Source organism: Streptomyces sp. CB02009 (assembly GCF_001905825.1).
Classification (GTDB): domain Bacteria; phylum Actinomycetota; class Actinomycetes; order Streptomycetales; family Streptomycetaceae; genus Streptomyces.
The window spans coordinates 1-3,874 of the sequence record NZ_LIVV01000029.1 but is presented as its reverse complement, the minus strand read 5'-3'; the positions used below and the strand labels follow the sequence as shown (position 1 = coordinate 3,874).

Genomic DNA, 3,874 nt, shown 5'->3' with positions numbered 1-3,874 from the left:
GGGTCTTCCCCGGGCTGCAGGAAGACGGGGATGACGATCCGCGCCGTCTTCACACTGCCGTCGGGATTCGGGCGCAGGGCACGTCCGATGTTCTGGACGATGTCGACCTGGGAGCTGCGCGAGCCGACGATGCACACGGCCTCGACCCCGCGCAGCCCGGTGATGTCGACCCCGACCCCGAGGGCGCGTACCGAGGAGAGGAACGCCCGGTGCACCCGCCGGTTCTCGGCGTCGATGCCGTTGGCGAACCGGTGGATCACCGCCCGCCGGTGCGCGATGGGATGGTCCCCGCACAGCCAGTCCGCCCACACCCGCTCCGGCGGCACGTGACGGCCCTCCTCGAGCTCGTACAACTCTGCGTCGATCGACGACGCGGGCAGCTCCTCGGCCTCGGCCAGCGCCGCCGCGGACGCCTCAGCGGCGTACAGCTCGGAGGCCGTCGCCGGCATCTGCCCGGCGAACGCCGCGGCCTCCTCGACCCGCTGGTGGAACACCATGGTGGTGTGCAGATTCCGCTGCGCCGCGTGCTCGAGCAGTGCGGCCTGGAGCAGGGCCATGCGCCGGCCGCGCAGCGCGTCCTCGGACAGCCCTATGATCGGGTCGGGGTCGCGGATCTCGAGCACGTCGATCTCGAACCCGGCGAGGATCGAGCGTTCCACCGCCTCCGCCAGCCCAAGATCAAAAATCCGGGTGCCGTAGGTGCGGGAGTCGTCCTCCATCGACGCGATGACCAGCTCCCGGCCGTCCCGCCCGCGCTGCGGCCGGGGCGCGGCCAGGATCCGCGGGGTGGCGGTGAGGTAGAGCCGGAAGTCGACAGGGATCCGGGACTGGTCGTGGATCGCCGCCCACGGCCGACCCAAATCCCCGGCTGTCATGTGCCCCTCATCCAGAATGGCCAGGTCAAACGGGGCCATCCGCTGCCCGTACAACCGCTCCCCGCCCGCCAGAGCCGACTCCAACGGCCCAGGAACAGTCCCACGACCAGAGACATCGGAAGGGTCCTCCCGGTCCACGAGAGAGGCGTACGTGGCGAACACAACCACCGGCCCACTCCCGGCCCACAGGGCGAGCTGGATCGGATTCGTGGTCGTGCGCACCCCGAGCTGCTCCAGGACCTCGTCCTTGTTCACCGAGCAGACCGCGACCATCGGTTCCCGGTGCCCGACCCGGCGCCAGGACTGGGCGCTCTGCACGATCAGATCCAGAGTGGGGACCATGACGAGGATCCGCCCGTCCGGGAAGCACTCCAGAGCGCTTGCGGCGGTCGTGATCGTTTTCCCGGAGCCTGTCGCAGACACTCCCATGGCCCGGGCTCCCTCAGCGGGAACAAATGATCTTACAGGGAATCCCACCCATTCCCGGAATGCCTTCTTCTGGTCCGCTTGGTGTTCTCGGAGCTGAATCACGCGGAATTCCTTTTCTTCTTTCCACCCCGCACCAGCAGGCTCTTCCAACGCCCCATCCTTACCTGCGACAGACCCTCAGAGGGGGACGGCAAGGGGTAGCGCTCGCTCCCACCGCGTGCGGGCAGTTCACCTTCGAAGTCGCATGCCGCCACGGCCTTCCACCCCCCGCACCACAGTGTCTTCAGCACGATCGTGACCGCGGCCGCCACCGCACCAGGCTCCGACTCCGCAGGCGCCTGGCACTCCAGCACGGTCGGCCACTGAAGGAAGTCGCAGGGGTGGGCGTGTCGGCCGGTGTTGTAGCCGTTGGGCGCGCCGTACACGCGCACCGGCCCGACGGTCAGCTCCGCACCGTCCTCCTTGTTGGCCGAGGGCGTCTCGAAGCCAGCCCAGGACCCGCGGGGCGGCCTCCGCGTCCACGTAGATCGAGGCGTCGCTGTAAGCGGAGTCCGGGCCGATGGGCGAATACCCGCGATCATCTGTCACGCGCGCTCCCTGGGGGGCCGGCCGGGGTGAGGGCGAGGAAGCGCTGGAGCAGCCGTCTGATCGGTTCGTGGCGGTAGTACTCGGCGATCTGCAGGGGAGTCTCGCCGTCGATGGCCGACAGGCGTGGGTCAGCACCGTAAGCCAGCAGGATCGCCGTGGAGGCCGTGTTCAGCGCGTAGTTCCTCTGCACGTGGCCGCCGCCTTGCAGGCCGATCGCGTGAGTCAGCAGCGTGTGCCCGAAGCACACCGCGTCCGGATCGGCCCCCGAGTCCAGGAGCACGGTGAGAGTCTCGTAGTCACTCATCTCCACAGCCCGGTGCACCGGCGTCCACGACTCCACCTCAGCGAAAGGCCCGCGATCACTTCCACACGCGCTCCCTGGAGCTTCCGCCGGTGCGAGAAAGCGCTGGAGCAGCCGCTTGGCCGGCTCGTGGTCGTAGCTCTCGGCCATCTGCAGCGGAGTCTTCCCGCTGACAGCCGGCCAGTGCGGGTCGGCACCGTAAGCCAGCACGATCGCCGTGCTGGCCGCGTGCAGGGGATGCCCCGACTGCAGGTGACCGTCCCCCTCTGAGTCGATCGCGTGAGTCAGCAACGTGAGCCCGAAGCACACCTCGTCCGGGTCCGCCCCAGCGTCCAGGAGCATCGAGAGGGTCTCGTACTCACTCATCTCCACGGCCTGATGCGCCGGCGTCCACGGCTCCACCTCAGGCCAGGAGCTGGACCCCAGCACATCGGAACCCATAGCACCCATCCCCTCGCCACCGGTCTTGCTGAGCCGTGACCGTCAGGTAGCGGACGGGCGACAGACTTAACCAACCAAGGCCGATACGCCCCCAACCCCCACTACCGTGTGCCCCTTCTTTACGCCAATGCTACATGCTGCATCACATCTAGATGCAGACTCACGAGACCACTCGACCAGAGCCCCTCACAAAAACCCCTGTGACTCCGATAGGCATCGCGCATCGGGGTACACGATGCCGCATGGCACCGAAGACCGAACGCATCCAGTTCCTGCGGGCCGTGCGGCAACTACGCCGCATCCGCTCCTTCTACGCTGCAGCCATCCTGCTGTGGACGGGATCCGCAGCCTTGACCGGCTGGCAGGCCCCAGGGAGCCGGCAGATGTGGGTATCCGTCCTCCTCCTGGCCGTCTTCACCGCACTGCTCGTCACCGCGAGCCTGTCCCTGCGGCGTCTCACCGTTCCCGCCACAGGCCGGCCCGTCCACCACGCTGCTCCGCACAAGCTGCCGAGCACCCGCAGTCACGCTCACGCCTGAGAACCCGTCACCCTGCTCACAAGCCAGCCAGGCCCCAGTCACGCCCGCTTTGGGCGGGGCGCTGCATCAGTTTGAGACGCAGGTTCTCCTGAAGCACCGACACGACGAGCGATGGCAGGACCCCGGCATACTGGCCGGTCATGGACAGACGCAGCGCACGACGGTTGAGACTGATGGTCGACGGGGAAGCGTTCGAGGTCACCGAGTGGCCCGACGAGTTGGGTACATACGACTTCACCTGGCTGTCAGGCCCCAACCCCGGATACGGCTTCACTTCGGCCGTGCGGCCGGCCAGAGCCTTGAGCGAGCCGGAACTACAGTCGTCAGCCCGGGACTTCTTGAAGCAGGTGGACCCCACCACCGGACACATCGAATAACCACCCCGGGCTCCTCTGTAGCCAGCCAGGCCCGCGATAGCGGGCCCCAAGGTCCTGAAGGCGCAGCCGGAAGGACCGTCAGGCGGGGGAGCGCAGCGGACCCGCCTCGCCAGGCTGGAGCGAAGCGGAAGCCTGGCAGCGGGACGAAGTCCCGCAGCTCCGGGAGCGCAGCGGACGGAGCATCATCCCAACTGCGCAGCAGTCGGGATGAGCGGGGCGCGCAGCGCCCCGCCAGCGCTCCCGCGAAGCGGGAGCGCGAACACCCGCGCGCAGCGCGGGTGTTCGCTTGCACATCGCGCAGCGATGTGGTACCCGCTCCGCGGG

The 3,874-nt window shown here is 68.3% G+C and carries 4 protein-coding genes; 1 reads left to right on the top strand and 3 read right to left on the bottom strand.

Going from position 1 to position 3,874, the window contains the following annotated elements; genetic code table 11:
* Positions 1–1,406 (bottom strand): DEAD/DEAH box helicase family protein (locus AMK27_RS40890; protein ID WP_158076983.1); only part of this gene is annotated, 1,406 nt, incomplete at its 3' end.
* 475 nt (positions 1,407–1,881) lie between these two features.
* Positions 1,882–2,634 (bottom strand): ankyrin repeat domain-containing protein, encoded by a 753-nt coding sequence (locus AMK27_RS42250; protein ID WP_073919576.1) that lies wholly within the window; start codon positions 2,632–2,634, stop codon positions 1,882–1,884.
* Between the two features lie 242 nt (positions 2,635–2,876).
* Between AMK27_RS42250 and AMK27_RS40875 the strand changes: the two genes are divergently transcribed.
* Complete coding sequence (locus tag AMK27_RS40875) at positions 2,877–3,173, top strand: hypothetical protein (RefSeq protein ID WP_073919574.1); 297 nt, start codon at positions 2,877–2,879, stop codon at positions 3,171–3,173.
* A 16-nt stretch (positions 3,174–3,189) separates the two neighbouring features.
* On the opposite strand, the gene AMK27_RS42910 is transcribed toward AMK27_RS40875, so the two are convergent.
* Complete coding sequence (locus tag AMK27_RS42910) at positions 3,190–3,534, bottom strand: hypothetical protein (protein ID WP_158076982.1); 345 nt, start codon at positions 3,532–3,534, stop codon at positions 3,190–3,192.
* Positions 3,535–3,874 lie beyond the last annotated feature (340 nt).

Bases quoted from the DNA above. Each gene is read 5' to 3' on its own strand.
- AMK27_RS42250 (WP_073919576.1), bottom strand. From the start codon at position 2,634: ATGGGTTCCGATGTGCTGGGGTCCAGCTCCTGGCCTGAGGTGGAGCCG.
- AMK27_RS40875 (WP_073919574.1), top strand. From the start codon at position 2,877: ATGGCACCGAAGACCGAACGCATCCAGTTCCTGCGGGCCGTGCGGCAA.